Origin of the sequence: Mesorhizobium sp. M7A.F.Ce.TU.012.03.2.1 (genome assembly GCF_004006095.1) — a bacterium.
In the GTDB taxonomy this organism is placed as follows: Bacteria; Pseudomonadota; Alphaproteobacteria; order Rhizobiales; family Rhizobiaceae; genus Mesorhizobium.
Genome location: NZ_CP034779.1, coordinates 2,140,761 through 2,157,031, shown reverse-complemented (window position 1 = coordinate 2,157,031; position 16,271 = coordinate 2,140,761). Strand labels below are relative to the sequence as shown.

At 57.3% G+C, this 16,271-nt stretch carries 11 protein-coding genes; 3 read left to right on the top strand and 8 right to left on the bottom strand.

All coding sequences use genetic code 11. The annotated features are described in order from the left end of the window. Positions 1-695 precede the first annotated feature (695 nt). From EJ079_RS10385 to EJ079_RS10360, 6 genes are all read right to left on the bottom strand, one after another. Positions 696-1,859: a Xaa-Pro peptidase family protein gene (locus EJ079_RS10385; protein WP_127808944.1), complete on the bottom strand. Its 1,164-nt coding sequence runs from the start codon at positions 1,857-1,859 to the stop codon at positions 696-698. Between the two features lie 231 nt (positions 1,860-2,090). Beyond that, entirely contained in the window at positions 2,091-2,798 is a 708-nt protein-coding gene (locus EJ079_RS33220) for a hypothetical protein (protein ID WP_164781870.1), read from the bottom strand. 523 nt (positions 2,799-3,321) lie between these two features. Then, on the bottom strand, positions 3,322-5,100 hold the full coding sequence (locus tag EJ079_RS10375) for an ABC transporter permease subunit (RefSeq protein WP_127808943.1): 1,779 nt from the start codon (positions 5,098-5,100) through the stop codon (positions 3,322-3,324). Positions 5,101-5,118: 18 nt separating this feature from the next. Then, positions 5,119-6,216 (bottom strand): ABC transporter ATP-binding protein, encoded by a 1,098-nt coding sequence (locus EJ079_RS10370; RefSeq protein ID WP_127808942.1) that lies wholly within the window; start codon positions 6,214-6,216, stop codon positions 5,119-5,121. Between the two features lie 136 nt (positions 6,217-6,352). Next, positions 6,353-7,453 carry an ABC transporter substrate-binding protein gene (locus tag EJ079_RS10365; RefSeq protein WP_127383225.1) on the bottom strand — a complete coding sequence of 367 codons (1,101 nt, stop codon included), beginning with the start codon at positions 7,451-7,453 and terminating at the stop codon, positions 6,353-6,355. A gap of 72 nt (positions 7,454-7,525) precedes the next feature. After that, positions 7,526-8,689 (bottom strand): M20 aminoacylase family protein, encoded by a 1,164-nt coding sequence (locus EJ079_RS10360; RefSeq protein ID WP_127808941.1) that lies wholly within the window; start codon positions 8,687-8,689, stop codon positions 7,526-7,528. Between the two features lie 117 nt (positions 8,690-8,806). Between EJ079_RS10360 and EJ079_RS10355 the strand changes: the two genes are divergently transcribed. From EJ079_RS10355 to EJ079_RS10340, 3 genes are all read left to right on the top strand, one after another. After that, positions 8,807-9,139 carry a hypothetical protein gene (locus EJ079_RS10355; RefSeq protein WP_127808940.1) on the top strand — a complete coding sequence of 111 codons (333 nt, stop codon included), beginning with the start codon at positions 8,807-8,809 and terminating at the stop codon, positions 9,137-9,139. Between the two features lie 671 nt (positions 9,140-9,810). After that, positions 9,811-11,478 (top strand): ABC transporter substrate-binding protein, encoded by a 1,668-nt coding sequence (locus tag EJ079_RS10350; protein WP_127808939.1) that lies wholly within the window; start codon positions 9,811-9,813, stop codon positions 11,476-11,478. Between the two features lie 464 nt (positions 11,479-11,942). Beyond that, complete coding sequence (locus tag EJ079_RS10340) at positions 11,943-13,685, top strand: CocE/NonD family hydrolase (RefSeq protein ID WP_127808938.1); 1,743 nt, start codon at positions 11,943-11,945, stop codon at positions 13,683-13,685. Here EJ079_RS10340 and EJ079_RS10335 read toward each other — a convergent pair. Together EJ079_RS10335 and EJ079_RS10330 are read right to left on the bottom strand one after the other, a co-directional pair. Then, positions 13,668-14,171 carry an ATP-binding protein gene (locus EJ079_RS10335; protein ID WP_281040154.1) on the bottom strand — a complete coding sequence of 168 codons (504 nt, stop codon included), beginning with the start codon at positions 14,169-14,171 and terminating at the stop codon, positions 13,668-13,670. The genes EJ079_RS10340 and EJ079_RS10335 overlap by 18 nt on opposite strands. Before the next feature lie 599 nt (positions 14,172-14,770). Further along, on the bottom strand, positions 14,771-16,219 hold the full coding sequence (locus EJ079_RS10330; protein ID WP_127383243.1) for an amidase: 1,449 nt from the start codon (positions 16,217-16,219) through the stop codon (positions 14,771-14,773). Positions 16,220-16,271: the final 52 nt, after the last annotated feature.

The window sequence follows — 16,271 nt, the reverse complement described above, 5'->3', positions numbered from 1 at the left end:
TCTGTCGTCGTGGCGCTCCCATGAAGAACCTGGCCCATAGCGCATCCCTTGATTCGGAGGACAAGGATGCCCATCAAAATCTGGGATCAAACATCTAGATCAGTGAACGAACCAGTCGCGCGACAACAGGGACCTCGGGGATCGCCTGGCGAGAACGAGGCGCCGCGCGTCAGAGAACAAGGAAACAAGCGCGCGGCCCGCAGCATCGTCGGGATAGACCTCAGACGGTCAGGCCCGCATGATGATATTATTGAAGAAGCGGAGTAGTGATGTAGCAGCGACTATACCGATCATAAGCCCGCCCGGAGCCGCTCCACCAGCCGTCGGTCCATTAATCCTGCAGCGGAAGTCGACAGGTTGCGCCGCCATGATCCATGCCGGCCTCGACCACAACTCGGCCGCCGCCAGTCGGTCCCGAGGCGTGGTCTGACGCCTGGCTTCTGCCCGCACGAACCCTCAGCATCGGCGGCGATCTTGGCCGGGTAAAACATGGCCGTTGCACCGGCCGCGTCATTCGCAGCGCAGGCCACGACGCCGGGTCAGCCCAGCCTTTCGCCGCAATACGGTCAGCAGACCCGATTCACCCCGTGTGGCGGCGCAACATCCGACACATTCGCTCCCGGCGCGGCGCTATTGCCAAAATGCGGGTGTTCTCCTCGGCTTGGACCACTTGCGATACGCAAAGCTCCGCGCTTTTATGCACAATAGAGCGTGTGAGGTGTCCGGCTGAGTATTTCCGCGCCTCGCTCTGTCACAAGGACGTGCTCGCTGGTTCCAATCAGGTAACCACTTTCTCCGCACAGGATGATTGGCATATGCAAGGTCATGTTTGGCTCAAGCACGTCCGTCGCACCGGGCTCAAGGCTGATGTTACCGCGCTCCACCCATCTGATGCCGGTTTGGTAGCCGACCCGGTGGTTAAGAAACTCAGGACGCCCATGTCGCGTGAGCACCTCTCGTCCAGCGGAATCAACTTCACCAGCGGTCGCACCCGGCTTAATCGCAGAAATAACCGCCTCCAGAACTTCGATTGAAAGGTTGTGGAGGAGTTCAGTCTCGGCATGCCGACCAAGTACGGCGCTCCTGACCAGCCCGCATGCGTAACCCTTTTCCACGCCACCAATTTCGATAAATGCGGGCTCATTGTTTCTGATGGGATGCTGCTTGGGGGTCCCGTGCGAAAGCTTCGTCCGCTCGCCGAACAACAGGGTTGAGGAAGTCGCCTGTACTACGCCTCCGGCCTTCTGGACGTCGCGATCAATGTTCGCAGCCACTTCCACTTCCGTTGTGCCTTCCCGCAAAGAACGCTGGAACGATCGAACGGCCACGTCAGTCATTTCCATAGCGAAGCGCATCACTTCAAGTTCCATCTCCGTCTTTACAGCTGCCACCGTAGCTACCAGACGAGTCGCATCAGCGAATTTCATATCCGGAAGTTGCGCCTGAAGCGCACCTACGTCCGCTGGCGCAAAATTCCAGCAGCCGAGCTCAAGGCCAATTGTGCGCCCCGTCAAGCCATATCGCCGAATAGCATCCGCGCACACCGGGGCAAAATCAAACTGCTCCCTGTAGGGGAGTATTTCCTGGACGCAGCTACCTGGACGGACGCTACCCAATTCATACTCTCGGACGACGAAGGTCGGCTTTTGTCCCGGTACGAGGATTAATGGGAACGGCATGAAATACGCGCCGAGCCCGTCATATCCGCTCAGATACTGAAGGTGGCCGTGAGCGGTTACCAAGAGGGCGTCGAGGTTGGCTCGCTCCATCGCCTCGAACACTTTTAGCTGACGTCGTTCATACTCGGTTTTTGGGAATGGAAGAGCCGTCAGCGGAACTGCTGAAAATGCAGTGGTCATAGGTCACCCCAATTGCTTGCCTATCGTTTAGAAAGCGCGACATTCCGCTAACCGCATTCGGCGACAAGCGAATGCGCGACCGATTTATGTCTTCGACTTATCGGACATTCACCCGGAACAGCGGCATCCGTCAAATGCGGTTTCTATATTGTAGTCATCTGGCCACGCGATGGACATCCAGGATTACATTCTGGAAAGCTTCGACCAGGCAATGCCACCGACGAACGCGGGCTAGACAACGGACGCAAGGGTCAGCCGGCCGAGGTCCGTAATATCAAAAATGGGTAACCCTGTACGACGCCGGAGTGCGTTTTTGACATAGGGGAACCCGGTGCATTCGAACAGCAGCATCCCGATTTCAGGATGCTCAGCGCGGAGTTGCGCGACGCAAGCGAAGACCTCGCACTCGATCTGATCGATCTTGGTATCGACCGGAGGACGCATCAATGCGTTGCGGAGAAATTCGCCGCCTTCGACACCGCCGATAACCACTCTCGCTCGATCAGTCGGATTGTCCACGCTGAGCAGATCTTCACCGAAGTGTCTTGAGTCAGCAGTCACAACGGCAAGCTTACGAGCAGGCGACAACTGTCGCAGCAACGTGGGAACCAGAAGCAGGCTGGACATTGCTACTGGAATATCGACGGCAGCTGCGACCGCTGCTTGATGCCGGATGAAAAAACCGCAGTCAGAAGAAATCACGGCTGCGCCTCGTTCAACCAAGCGCCGAGCGGCTGCCACGCAGGCGCCTTCGAGCGACGGGTCACCACGAATAACTTTATCCGGCCATGCCCCCCTCACGATTTCTTTAACGATTGGGCCGTCAGTCGTGGGGGTCCACAGGCAGGTAAGCTCCGAAACTTCCGGCGGTTTATTGGCTGACAGGCCTTCATCAAGCTGAAGGATTCCAACAGCACGGCTGCTCTTTTGAAACGTCATGGATGGCACTCCAGAGAAGGGACTAAGGGTAATCGCGTCCAAGCTGCCGAATTCCCTAAATCCAGGTTTTTGACTGGCGCTGCCGCCAGTCGGATAAATCTCTTCCTCCCGCGGGGCGTGATTTGCGCCATGGTTCTTAACCAATCTTCAACCGCGAGCTTGATGCCGCTCCTCTTTACAGGCTTCAGTCACGGAATCGCGTTCGAGCCACGGCTTCCCATTCTCCCTAAAGAGCACAGCCCGGCGCTGCTGACCTCGCTGGCGTTCGTGAAGGCACCGCTGGCGCAAAGACTTTGGAACGCGAACCTCCTCGTCGATGCCGTGGGGCTTCAGGCGCAGGTAAAGTTTTTCGAAACTGCGCGTCCGCTAGCCTTGCCAGGGGGCCGACAAAAGGGCCGGAGCGATAAGGCCAGTCAGCTGCAGGAATTCTGGTGTTCAAAGCCAATACGACAATTGCACCTCGTCTGCCATTTGGGCCAGAACGGTTTGTTCGGGTCAAGGTAAACATCTCCGACTTCAGCCTTCAAGTCGCTCGTTCCGAGAGCGTGCGCAGAACTCTCGGACCGGACCGCCAACCCGCGGCGTAGAAAACGAATAGACAGAACACAGGCAGAGCCATCAGTAGCGCTGCCACCGCGGCAATTGTCGGATCGACCTGGTGCCGAACATCCTCCCACATCTTCAAAGGTAAGGTTCGGATCGTCGGTCCGGCTATCAGCGATGTTATGACAAGTTCATCGAACGAGGCGAGAAACGCGAATATAGCGCCACCGATGATACCCGGTCGGATCAAAGGCAGCGTCACACGCATGAAGGTGCGTAGCGGTCCCGCACGCATGCTCTTAGCCGCCTGCTCGAGCCGAGGATCGAAATTCACTAACGCAGCGGAAACGATCACAACGACATAGCAGATACCACCAATGGTGTGCGCCAAGACGATGCCGGTTATCGAGTTGAGTAGCCCGAGTTTGATCAGCCCGAAATAGATCGATATGCCGACGGCGATAACCGGAATGGTGATCGGTGTCAGGATCATCATGGTCAGGAAGCTGCGCACCCGCGGAAGCATGGCGTTAAGGCCATAGGCCGCAAGCGTGCCGGCGATTGTCGACACTGTGGCAACCACCAAGGCGATTTGAATGCTTGTCCAAGCGGCGTTGTACCAGGACGGATCGTTGAAGAAGGAGCGGTACCACTGGAGGGAAAAGCCCGACGGCGGGAATTCCAAAAATTTCCCCGCGCTGAAGGACATAATAACGACGAGAAGTTCCGGGAATAGCAGGTAGAACATTACTAGCACGAGGAACACCGTGCCGACGATCTTCGACCAGCGGCTATCACCGCCGGCCTGGTAGAGTCGTGCCGTCCATCGCTTTGCCCGACGCGGGGCGAGAAACTGGCTAAGACAGCGTTTCGGCGCGCCCAAAGAAGGCGAAAGACTCAGCCAGAACCTCCGCGGCCGCTGCGTCGTTGGGTCCTGCGCACGCGAAAGATCAAGCCCAACAACGGATACCACGACAACGCCAACGGCTAGAAGGATAAACGCCGAGGCCGCGACGCGCCCCATATCAAAGGAGGTCTGGACCTGCGACGCGATGAAGGTCGACAGCATGGCGTCTCTCAACCCGCCCAGGGCGGCCGGCGTGATGTAGAAACCGAGGCAGATCACAAAAACCAGCAGGGAGCCGCTGCGCACGCCCGGCATGCTGAGCGGAAAAAAGACGCGCCAGAAGGCGGTAAAAGGCCGTGCGCCCATACTCCGGGCTGCCGCCATCAGTGACTTGTCGATACCCATCATGACGCTGACCAGAGGCAGGATCATCATAGGCAGCATGATGTGCACCATGCCGACATAGACGGCGGCGCGGTTATAGATGAGTGGCAGCGGACTTGATATAAGCCCGATGTCGAGCAACAGATTGTTGATGAGGCCGCGATCGCCAAGAATTACGATCCATGCATATGTCCGTACCAAACCACTGGTCAGATAGGGGACGATAACGAGCACGATGAGCGACATCCGCACATACCTCGAGGCGACCACGATCATATAGGCCGTGGGATAGCCGACGAGGAGACAGATTGCAGTCGCCACCACACTGATCTCGACGGTCTGAAAGAGCACACGGATATTCGCCGGCTGGCTGAAAAAAGCTTGATAGTTGGCTAGCGAAAGGGCTGGCGCATTGAGGCTAGTCAGGAAAAGCTGGATGGTGGGTATACCGAAGACAACAAGCAGGACGGCAAGGGTAGGCACAGTTAGCACGATGGGCATTCGACCGAGTTTTCGCAACGTCTTCATCGGTGGTCCCTCAGCACATCACGCAGTGACAAAGCGAACGTCTGACCGCAGCCACTCGAGGCGCACTTCGTCGCCAGGTCGGAAGGTCTGCTGTCCTGCGGCGACATGCTCGCGCCCGATGAGCACGGTGCTCCCGACCCGCACATGGTATTTCCGCAACGGCCCGGCAAAAATCATGTCTTCCACGGTGCCGGTTACAGACTGTCTTTGCTCCGCGTCGGTGCGCTTCGGCGCCGTGGGGGCGGCGATGCAGATACGCTCTGGCCGGATCATCGCGACAGTGCCGTTCCGCGGCACCGTGTCGGACTCGATCATCAAACCGGCATCTTCGAGCATGTTAGCCTCGCCCAGAAATTTGGCCACGAAGCGCGACGCAGGCCTGTCGTAGAGGGCTTCCGGCGTGTCGATTTGCTCGATTTGCCCGTCCCGCATGACGACAATTCGGTCCGACAGCGTAAGCGCCTCCTCCTGATCGTGGGTCACACATATGGTGGTCTTGCCGAATTCTTTGTGCAGGCGCTTGATCTCGCCCTGCATCTGTTCGCGAAGGTTCCGATCCAGGGCGCCGAGCGGTTCGTCGAGCAGGAGGACGGGCGGATCGGCAATCAACGCGCGGGCAAGCGCAACGCGCTGCTGCTGACCGCCGCTCAGTTGCGACGGCATGCGGCCGCCAAACTCCTTCAGGCGTACGCGCTCAAGCATGCAGTCTACCCGCACTGCCCTCTCGGCGGCCTTCATGCCCCGCATTTCGAGCGGAAATTCCAAGTTCCGGCGCACGCTCAGATGCGGAAACAACGCATAGCTTTGAAAAACTATGCCTTGGTCACGCCGATAGGAGGGGACTGAGGCGACGGAGTTCCCGGCGATCAGGATGTCGCCTTTCGTGGGCGCCACGAATCCAGCCAGCAGCATCAAAGCTGTGGTCTTGCCCGACCCGCTTGGCCCGAGAATGGTCAAGAACTCATCGCGACGAACTGCAAGTGACAAGTCCTTGACCGCCGCGACCGACCCGTACATCTTGGTAACGCTGCAGAATTCAATCTGTGCAGGAACCCGGTGCGTCCACGCTTCATTCTCCGCAATTGGCAGGCGGGTGCTCTTAAGATGTGACGTCACGATGTGGATTCTCCAGTACGCCTGGGAAGCGGCCGCAATACGTACAGCTTCCAAAAGGGGAGGCGGCGGCATAACGGCTCCGCCTAGAACTCGGTTGTGTAAGTCGACCGATTGGATGCCGCCGCCCATTAGTTGACTACTGGAGGACCCACCCATTCCAACGCTGAATAACCCGGTCCAAGTTTGTCAAGCCGTCTGATCCAGCCTCAGCATACCACTTGGGGTCCAATACAATGCTAGACTTCACGTAGTCAGGATGGCCGGCAAATTTCCTTCCAGCATCTTCCGGCAACAACTTATAGGCATTTCGATTTGCCGGACCAAAAGGCATAAGTTTGGCGAATGCTGCCTGCCTCTCGGCGCGTGTGATGAACTCGATAAACCTCTGTGCATTCTGCACATTAGCGCTGCCCTTTGGAATTCCCCAACCCTCCCAAGTGATCTTTTGCTGGTTTCGATTAACTTCGAGCGGAGCTCCCTCCTCAATCAGTGTTATCGCGCGGCCATCGTAAGATTCCGCCAAGTCCACAACCTTATCGTGCATCATCTGCTGAACCTCGGACCCCGTCGCCCACCATTTACGAATATGCGGCTTAATCTTGTCAAGGCTAGCAAAAGCACGGTCAATATCTATAGGGTAGATAGTTTCTGCAGGCACACCGTCAGCGAGCAGAGCTTCCTCCAAAGGGACCTCTCCGTTCTGGCCGGATGGCAGCGTCCGAACTCCAGGAAATTTGGTGGTATCCCAGAATTCAGACCACGAAGAAGGGCGCGGTTTGCCCGCCGGAAACTTCTCAGTATTGTAAACCATGCAGTATGCATATACGATCGCCCCGACGCTGTGGGGTGTTCTGGTGAAGTCTAGAATTGCGTCCAGCTCGTCCTTCTTATAGATCGAATAGTCAATTTTCTCTAGGTAGCCCTTCTCAGCAGCTAGAATGTCGAAATTTGGGAACACGGGAACCACATCAACAGAAACGGTATTTGTAGTCACCATTAGCTCAAGCTTGGACGTTTGGATTTGATCGGTGATCGGGTTCACCTTGATTCCCGTCTCGGCTTCGAATGGCTTTACAAAGGCTTCGATACACGCCTTTGCGTAATCTCCGCCATTGAGCGCTACTGTTACTTCGCCCGGCGACGCGGCGGCGGCGCGGCCGAATTTGAAAGACATAGCGCCGGCCGCGATCGCCGATGTGCCCTGAATGAAACGTCTGCGGTTTGTCGAAAGATTCATTGTGGTTCTCCCTCATTGTTCCCGCCACCGGACGGGACGCCTTTTTCTTGCGATCAGCCGTGCGCCGTAGTCTCAAACAGCCAGAGCCGTCTCGACCAGGTTCACCCAATAGGCGATGCCGTATGGCAGTGCTTCGTCGTTGAAATCGTACGCCGGGTGGTGCACGGGAGCGGTCGCGCCGTTTCCCAGGTAAATGTACGCGCCCGGACGTGCCTCAAGCATATAAGCGAAGTCCTCCGACCCCATGCTCGGCTTGATCTTATCGTCAACGGCAGCAAACCCCACAAGACTGCGAGCAGCCTTGACTGCCAGACTCGTCCCCTCAGTGTGGTTCAACATGATGGGTTCAAGCCGCCGATACTTGAACTCAACTTCCGCGCCAAAACTCCGGGCTATGCCTTGCGCACACGCCTCAATCTGGCGCTCTGCCAAATCCCGAAGGGAGGGCAGTAGCGTCCTGACCGTGCCGGCCAATGCAGAATGCTCTGGAATAATGTTGTATGCAGTACCGGCGTTTAACTTGGTAACGGTGATTACGAGGGACTCGGTCGGGTCAGTGTTGCGCGACACTACCGCTTGCAGCCCGACAATAATTTGGGCCGCAATAACAATAGGATCGATAGTTCGATGCGGATAGGCAGCATGACCACCCCTGCCTTTTACTATGATGTCGAACTCATCCAACGCCGCCGACATAGGCCCTTCGCAAATGGCAAACGTCCCGATCTCCATCCCAGGCGAATTGTGCACGCCAAAAACTTGTGAAATGCCGAATCGCTCCATGATCCCTTCCAGGACCATCTTCTGAGCACCGCGTCCATCTTCTTCTGCAGGCTGGAAGATCAGGGCAACTGAGCCTTTGAAGTTGCGTGTACTCGCAAGGTACTTGGCGGCGCCCAACAGCATGGCTGTGTGACCGTCATGGCCGCAGGCATGCATTTTCCCCGGTATGGTCGACGACCAGGGTTTGTTTGAATCTTCCAGAATCGGCAGGGCGTCCATGTCGGCCCTCAGCCCAATCGTCGGCCCGTCTCCGCCTTCGCCCTGAATCAGTGCAACCATACCGGTTTCAGCTATCCCCGTTTCGATATGGTTGATACCGAACGAAGCTAGTTTCTCGCTCACGAACATCGCTGTGTTGTGGAGGTGATAACCGAGCTCAGGGTTCTGGTGCAGGTAGCGGCGCCACTCGGTTGCTTCGCCCTGGAGATCCCGGAAAGCCTCAACGCTTTGCATCTGTTGTTCCCAACTACGAGTTCTTATGGCAACTTCGCGCCTTATGCAATCGAGCATCATTCACCCGGGCGCCTTCCGTCAAATGCAGTTTGTATATTGTCGTCATCTAGAAGCGAGATGGACGCTAAAAGGACGCTGGGCCGCTCTAGCGCTTGCGCTCCAGATGGCACTCTGAAATATCAACAAAACGATTATTCCGTTATTTTCGTCATAACTTTCAACAATACCCAGATTCTTGGCGACCCGCCCAATAGAGGTGAAATGGGGAGGCGAAATGTGGCAAGTCTATCGTTGCTCAAGTTGCTCAAGAAGGGCGAGACCGGTAGCCAGCGGCCTAATGCCCTCAGCATCGGAGGGGAAACGATCATGTTCATGGCATCACGCCGGAAGTTTTTGAAAGCACAGGGCATCGATGCCGGCAATTCGTATGCAAAGCCAATGACGGTTTAAGGGCGAAGTATCCTATTCGGCAATATTAGAATATTAGGTCGGCCCGTGGAAGAAGGGACGAAAATGCATCATTTTCGCATCTTCGCCCTTCGGCTGACGCGATTTCTATCAATAGAATCTACCACTCAGAGAAGTACCCCTCGAAGATTCTGCTCCCCATTCTTCCAACGCCGTTGCCAAAGCGCCAGCACCGGAATGCGGCACGTTACGAGGCCAGCCTTGTCGCGCCGTTCGTCTTCCGGCTAGCGGATTCGAGGTCGATGATCCATCGATGCTCCGCGATGGCTCTCATCGACTTGCCGTTGGCCTACCATTTAAGGCAAAGAGCCTGCCGGGCGGTGAGCTCGACCTGAACGATCGCCGTCGCCTCGGCCTCCTGTTGTTCGAGCTTCGCATGGAGGAGCGCAACGGCTGTCACAGCCGCAGGCTGATGTTCGACTGATCCCGCTAAATCGCGTTGTTAGGAATCTCTGACCTCCACCAGCAACACGCCGGTAATATGCGTGGACAGCGAGAACACGCCAAGTTCCTGCGCGACTGGGCAGTATTCGCAGTAGATGGCCATTTTACGCTGCTACATTCACGAAGCGGGCACTGAGCGGCCTTTGAAACCCGCATGATAAGGGGAACCGCCGGGTCATCACGTAAGCCCGGTCTAAAGGGAGGACAGAATGAAGGAGTGGTTATTTAGTCGTCGTGCCGTCATGAAGGCGATGCTTATGGGAACGGCGGTGCCTTGGGTCCTGACCTCAAGGGCGTTCGGCGCGTCATCCTGCAGCGATCACATCGTGCGCGTCGGCGCCATCGCCGCCCCCGACTCGCTGAACCCTTTTGCCAGCTGGAGCAACTGGTGGCCACTCATCTTTACTTATGACTACCTGGTCGGTGTGGAAGCCCAGCGACACGACGATCGAAAGGGCTTTGCCAAATCGTGGTCCGTCGCCAACGACGAAATCACCTGGACGTTCAAGATCTGGCCCGGCATGATGTGGTCGGATGGCAAGCCTGCCACTGCCAGAGACGCCGCGTTCACCTATAATTACCTGCTCGGCTCCATGGGTAAGTCGGACGAACTGAACAGCGGCTTTAGTAGCACCGCCGGCTTCGACCAAGTCCAATCGATAACGGCCCTGGACGACGAAACGTTTCAAATCGTGACCAAGATCCCCACTCGCTGGCCAATCGACAGCGGGCCATTTATCGTTCCCGAGCACATCTGGAAGGACGTCAGCTACGCCGATGCGCGGGGCACCTTCCGCAATGATCCGCCGCTGGTGGGCACCGGACCCATGATCGTTTCGGAGTTCCAGCAGGGCCAGTTTGCCCGCCTCTCGCCGAACCCGTACTTCCGCACTGGGCAGCCGGCGACGGCAGGGATGGTCTTTCATTTCTTCAATGTGGCCGATCCCATCGCTCAAGGTCTGAAGAGTGGAAGCCTCGACTATGGCGTCAGCCTCACGCCTGCCCAGTGGGCCGATCTGTCGAAGGATTCTGCGATGGAGGTCGGTCAATCCCGCATTGAGCAGCGGGACTATTTGGCCTTCAACACCGGCTCGGGGGACGGTGCAGGCAGCACCAAAGCCCTTCAGGATGCGGCGTTTCGCGATGCGATCGGCTACGCGATCGACCAGAAGGCTATCGTTGAGCGGGCCTACCGCGGTCACGCCGACCCCGGCGTGGGGTTGGTGATGCCGGTCGCGGCCGATTACTACTCGGACCTGAGCGACATCAGGCGCCACTTCGATCTCGCCGAGGCAGCTCGCCGGCTCGATGCCGCCGGCTATCGGGACACGAACGGCGACGGCATCCGGGAGGACAAGGAGGGAAACAGCTTCCAGCTAGAGCTGATTACCGGAACCCTCTCGGGCACCCTTGAGATACCGATCGCGGCCGTACAGCTTATTGCAGGCTGGTTGGGACAAATTGGCATACCCGTATCGGTAACCCAGCTCGAATCCGGCGCGCTTGACGCACGCACGGCAGCCCCAACAAAAGGCGGCGGAGGCTGGGACCTGGTCGTTAAGGCGGGCTGGCGCGATCCCAGCGCTCGCAGCCTGCTCTCATTGGGCAGCAGCAAGGATACCTACAACACGTCGAATTGGACGAATGAGAAGTTCGATCAACTTCTGTCGCAGGTCGAGGTCACGGTTGACCGCAAGAAGAGCCGGGAGTTGGTAGACCAGGCGGCGCGCCTTATTTACGCCGAAGCGCCCTACATCATCCTATCATACCCCTTGGTGCTCGAGGCCCGTCGCAAGGATTGCTTCGAGGGATGGGGGAACGAGGATATGATGTCGATGTGGAGCTACTTTCCCTTCGATCGCCTGAAGCCGGCCTAAGATATCGTAGTGGAAAAGGAGATTAGATGAGCCGGCACATCGGGCGGATCCTCCTCATACCATAGGTTCCGTCCTGCTCTTTTCGTGATCATTCTGGTCGTCGGCGTGACGAACTGGACTTTCATTACACGCATCGCTCGGAGCCAGATGCTGTCATTGCGAGAACGCCAATTCGGTGAGCGCGCCAAGGTTGTCACTAGCGACGTCAACATCATGGTACGCCATCTCCTGCCAAACCGCGTCCCGTAGGTCGCAGCCAACGGTGCTCTGGTTTATCGCGGGCGCGATTTATACTGAGACTGCTGTCTCATTTGTGCTCGGTGACCCTTATGGTGGGGGCACTTTGCTTCGCTCGCCCAGCGCGCGGGCGCCGCCAGCTCAGGAGCTTGGTGGTACCTTGGCGGGCCGGGCGTTTGCGTGCTCACCGTCTCGCCGATGAAAGCAAACCAGGAAAGGTAAAACATATGAAAAGTGGTCAGGCCGCCGCCTTCCCAGAAGCTGACGTAGTTCGCGACATCGGCTATGTATCTACGCAGGACGGTACTCGAATCGCCTATATTTCATACCGCCCCAAGTCGGGCCGCTACCCGACCGTGTTCATGTATGATCCATATAATGCAAGCGCGACTCCTTTCCAACAGGCGAAGGAATTTCTCGACGCGGGCTACGCTTTTGTGGGCGCCAATATGACCGCGACAGGTTGCTCGGAGGGTATTATCGACCATTGGTATACGCGAAAAGAAGGAGTGCATGGCGCCGAAGTGGTAGAGTGGATCGCTAGGCAGCCCTGGAGCGACGGCAATGTAGGGATGGTTGGCAACTCATCAGCGGGGTCGAGTCAGCTCTGGGTCGCAGCAGAACGCCCTCCCCACTTGAGGGCTATCGTGCCGACGGGCGTCGAAGACGATTTCGTAAATCACGAGTACCTAGGTGGTGTGGCGCAGCCGGCCCTTGTAGAGTGGGCCTTTAGAACCCAGTTCCTAATTCCTTTGTCTGGCATGGAGTGGCGCATCAACGAAGGTGATGCCCAATGCGATCAAATTTGCGAGAGTGGCAGACAGATAATCAAGCGTCCGTTTTTTGACGAGATGCTAAAGCACCCAGTTAAGGACGAATGGTGGGATCTGGTGTCTCCGGTCCGCCCTGACGTCGCAGGCGAGATCAATGTCCCGACCTTGATTGTTGCCATGTTTCAGGATTTCGGCGCTACAGCCGAAAGCCTCAAAATATTCACACAGCAAATGGCTGAGGTGAAGAACAAGAAACTCGTTATGATAAACGGGGATCATGGAAGCGCCGGGCTTGGACCACGCGGCTATAGCATTATAGATGCAGAGCGGATGAAATTCCTCGACCGTTGGGTGAAGGGCGTGAAGAATGGAATAGAAAACGAACCGCCGGTGACTGTGTATTGGGAAGTTCAGGTACCCGACGGAGATGCCAAGAAGTCAGTTGCTGGGTGGGTTACACATCACGAGAGGTGGCCGGATCCTGCTGTCGAGCGTCGTCCCTTGTATTTGACGGCCGATGCTAAGCTGTCCCCTGACCATACGGGTCCTAGCCCAGACGACGACGGCGCCCGTCTCTACCTGTACCCGACAGGTGTAGAGCTGGTCAGCGACAATCAGCAATTCGCGGTCGAGCCGTGTTCCACCGGTGTTTTGAATTATAGATCGGCACAGGCGACGTCGGATATGACGCTGCTTGGAAACCCCGAAGTGAGGCTATATCTCGGGATCGATAGGGGAGACGACGCTGACCTCGCATTAACTCTGAAAGACATTGGTCCTGACGGGAATGTGCTCTTCCTCCAGTCAGGCCTCCGACGCGCATCATTTCGCGAGATTGACGAAGTGCAATCACACGCTGACGAGGTGGTGCCTACTTTCCGTAAGAGCGAGAAACTCGAACCGGGAAAGATTTATGAAATACGGATGTCTTTGATCGGGCCGATCGCGCATGTGGTGCGGAGCGGACATAGTCTCGAGCTGACCATCGGCGCTCCGAGCGCTAACAGGGGCCTTCCGGCTGGCGCGATTTCTATTAATAGAGTCTACCACTCAGAGAAGTACCCCTCGAAGATTCTGCTCCCCATTCTTCCCAACGCCGTTGCCAAAGCGCCAGCACCGGAATGCGGCATGTTACGAGGCCAGCCTTGTCGCAAGGAAACGAGTTTCTGCCCCGGAGGACTACTGCCGCTCCAGTGAGCTCATGGAAATCCAGGCGGAAGCGCTGCTGGTCGGTGAGGCTGTGAGTCCCAAAGTCGTCGAGGATTGTCGATGAGGCGCGCGAAGCGGCCATCGACGCGGGCGAGCGCAAGGTTCACGAACAGGCGCGGCACGCGCACATAGAGCACGGAATGATCGAGCCGTGCCGCTTGCCGGCCGAAGGCAGGCCAACCACGACTTGCCGGGGCCGGTCTGGCCGGTGACGATTAAGTTCTCATGCGCCTTCAGCCATTCGCCCTGGGGCGAGCGCCATGGTGTTGCGCCGGTGAGCCCGCGCGACGCGGCAAAGTCGATGTCTTCGATGCAAGCTTCGGGAAAGCGCAGCTTGGCGGAGGCGAGCCGGTTCCTGAGGCGCTTCTCGGCACGCATGGCAACCTCGCGGTCGAGCATCAGGCCGAGCCACTCGTCGCGGCTGAGCTCATTGGCGCTGCTCTGTTCAGCCAGCTCCCGCCAGGCGGCGGCCACGCCGGCCAGGCCGAGGCCTGCATCTGATCAAGGGTGGGGTTTGTCAGCATTCTTTCTTCCTTCCTTCACTGGCAATAGGTGCTGCCGCGGATGTTGGCGCGCGGCAGTCGCCGGCCAACCCAATCAGCCGGGCGGCCACAATCGGCCCCAACACCGCCATTCTGGTCGAGCGCATGATGCGCGACCGGCCGCATCCGGAGCAGGGATACCGCGCGGCCATGGGCATCCTGTCACTTTCGCAGCGCTATGGGTGGGAACACGCAAACCGGTCATAGGAATCGACCTGTAGAACTTGTGAACGCGTCACACCGCCGACTGAAACGGCGGTCTTCGAAGAAGCAACGGTCGATCTCGCTGCGACCGTATGAGGATCCATGCACTAATAAACGATAGCCGCCAGCGGGATCCTTAAACCGCTTCGGAAATCTGACCATTGACGTGGCTTCGTGACCTCTGGAGGTATCCGCTCAGGCTCACCCCTATCCCAAACGTACGCCCGGGGTCCGTTCCCGTCACGACAAGGTGTTGTGCGGGATCATCGACCAAAGCTTTAAAAAAGGAGGAATAGGCGTAACCGGTGCAAACTAACGACAGCATCCTTAGGTTGCCGTCAGCTGTTTTCCGGCGAGGACGTCTGGACGTCGGCGGCTCCACGGTCTGGCCTCCTCTAGATCGCGTGCAACGCGGACTAGTGTGGCCTCGTCGCCAAAGCGGCCAACGACCTGCAGTCCGATGGGCAGCCCGCTGGCGCTTTGTGCCAAAGGCAAAGACACAGAAGGCTGTCCGGTCACATTGAATACACCGAGGTGTTGGTAAAGCGCCGGTTCCTGTTGAACAAATTCTTCTGCGGAAATTGTCGGGTGCAGGAGAGAATAGATACCGCCATGCGGTACGGCGACCGTGGGCTGTGTAGGGGTGAGTAAAATGTCATAAGGATCGATTGCCTCGCCGACGCTGAAGCTCATCCGCCGGATCGTTTCAAGTACATCTTTTAAAATAGATAAAGGTTGATTTCGGCCTTTTTCGTAAAACTTTAGGCTGACTGGCTCCAAGGTGTCGCTGCTGACTATACGGCCCATATCGCGCGCTGCGGTTGCAAGCGCACTCGCGTCGAGATCGTACAAGCCGAGCAATATTTTTACAAACTCTTCGGTGTCATATGGCGACGTGATGTCCGTTACCACATGGCCCATTTCCTCGAGAAGTGAAGCCGTTGATTCAACTGCCTGTAGGACTTCCGGTTCGATATCGACCGCCCCCCATCTGGTTCTCGCAACCCCGATCCGCAGACGCCCGGTGGGCTGGGATAACTCGTCCACATACGGGCGATCCGGCTTGACGATGACAAAAGGGTCGCCAGGATAGGGACCGGAAAAGACATCCAACGCGGCGGCCATATCGCGCACAGTTCGGCAAACAACAAACGTTCGAGAGAGGCCAAATGATGAGTCCTGTCGATCCGGACCACCTGAAATGCGCCCGCGGGATGGATTCAGCCCGACCAGGCCACACCATGACGCAGGATTGCGAATCGAACCGGCGCCGTCGGAAGCATGTGCAATTGGAGTAATGCCGGCAGCCACCGCCGCGGCGGCTCCCCCGGACGAGCCCCCTGTCGAGCGTTTCAAGTCCCATGGATTGCGGGTGATCCCATTGAGTATAGTTTCAGTCATTCCGGATGCGCCGAACTCCGGCGTTGTTGTTCTCCCGATAGTGCGGAGTCCAGCGGCTCGGGCACGACGAAAGAAAAAGCTGTCGGTGTTGGAGCGATTGCCTTTGAACAGGCGGCTTCCCTTCTCCTGGAGGCGTCCAGCTTCGGTGGCTCCAAGATCCTTGCGAAGGAACGGCACACCATTGAAGAGCCCTTCGTCCGCGCCAGCAACCGTCTCAGCATCTTCGTAGAATTCGATAACGGCATTGATGTGTGGATTCAGCTCGTCGTGGGCCTGGTGGGCCAAACGCGTCAGTTCCACAGCAGTCACTTCGCCAGTGCGCACGAGAGAGGCCAAACCGGTGGCATCATACTTTGCGTATTCACTTAGCCTCATTGCAGATATCCCTTATTCTTGGCACCAAGAAAAATATACTCTTTAGAGGCTC

What these genes read in the sequence shown, in the direction of transcription:
- EJ079_RS10360 (WP_127808941.1), bottom strand. Translation starts at nt 8,689, where the DNA reads ATGCAAAGCGTTGAGGCTTTCCGGGATCTCCAGGGCGAAGCAACCGAG.
- EJ079_RS10330 (WP_127383243.1), bottom strand. Translation starts at nt 16,219, where the DNA reads ATGAGGCTAAGTGAATACGCAAAGTATGATGCCACCGGTTTGGCCTCT.
- EJ079_RS10340 (WP_127808938.1), top strand. Translation starts at nt 11,943, where the DNA reads ATGAAAAGTGGTCAGGCCGCCGCCTTCCCAGAAGCTGACGTAGTTCGC.
- EJ079_RS10375 (WP_127808943.1), bottom strand. Translation starts at nt 5,100, where the DNA reads ATGAAGACGTTGCGAAAACTCGGTCGAATGCCCATCGTGCTAACTGTG.
- EJ079_RS10350 (WP_127808939.1), top strand. Translation starts at nt 9,811, where the DNA reads ATGAAGGAGTGGTTATTTAGTCGTCGTGCCGTCATGAAGGCGATGCTT.
- EJ079_RS33220 (WP_164781870.1), bottom strand. Translation starts at nt 2,798, where the DNA reads ATGACGTTTCAAAAGAGCAGCCGTGCTGTTGGAATCCTTCAGCTTGAT.
- EJ079_RS10385 (WP_127808944.1), bottom strand. Translation starts at nt 1,859, where the DNA reads ATGACCACTGCATTTTCAGCAGTTCCGCTGACGGCTCTTCCATTCCCA.
- EJ079_RS10365 (WP_127383225.1), bottom strand. Translation starts at nt 7,453, where the DNA reads ATGAATCTTTCGACAAACCGCAGACGTTTCATTCAGGGCACATCGGCG.
- EJ079_RS10355 (WP_127808940.1), top strand. Translation starts at nt 8,807, where the DNA reads ATGGACGCTAAAAGGACGCTGGGCCGCTCTAGCGCTTGCGCTCCAGAT.